We start from the raw sequence: 580 nt of genomic DNA on the forward strand, positions 1-580 counted from the left end.
GATCTTGAACGCGCCGCCCGTGCCCGTGGCGCCGCTGATGCCGATGTTCCCGTCGCTCACCGTGGGCGCCACGTTGTCCACCGTGGCATTGGTCGTGTCGGCCGCCGTCGCGGTGTTGCCCGCGTCGTCCGTCACCGTGGCCGTCACGTTGCGGCTCGTCGTGTCGATGCTGCCCGCCACGAGGGTGTACGTCGCCGTCCACACGCCGTTGCTATTCGTCGCCGCCACGGCACTGCCGCCGCCAAAGGCGCTGAAGTCGAACGTCACGCCGCTGATGTCGGCGTTGTTGTCGCCTTGGGCCGTGTTGGTCCACGTGGCCGTGACCGTGTCGCCGATCTTGTAGGCCCCACCCGCACCGCTGCCGCCGCTGATGGCGATGCGCGTGTCGGTCACCGTGGGCGCCACGTTGTCCACCGTGGCGTTGCTCGTGTCAACCGCCGTCGTGGTGTTGCCCGCGTCGTCCGTCACCGTCGCCGTCACGTTGCGGCTGGTGAGGTCGATGCCGCCGGCCACGAGGGTGTAGCTCGCCGTCCACACGCCGTTGACGTTCGTCGCCGCCACGGCGCTGCCGCCGCCAAAG

The 580-nt window shown here is 70.0% G+C and carries 1 protein-coding gene; it reads right to left on the reverse strand.

All coding sequences use genetic code 11. The features are described from left to right. Positions 1–580: hypothetical protein (locus SM757_RS35025; RefSeq protein WP_322468871.1), on the reverse strand; the 580-nt coding region annotated here is incomplete at both ends.

Origin of the sequence: Azohydromonas lata (assembly GCF_034427735.1) — a bacterium.
Taxonomy (GTDB): Bacteria; Pseudomonadota; Gammaproteobacteria; order Burkholderiales; family Burkholderiaceae_C; genus Azohydromonas; species Azohydromonas lata.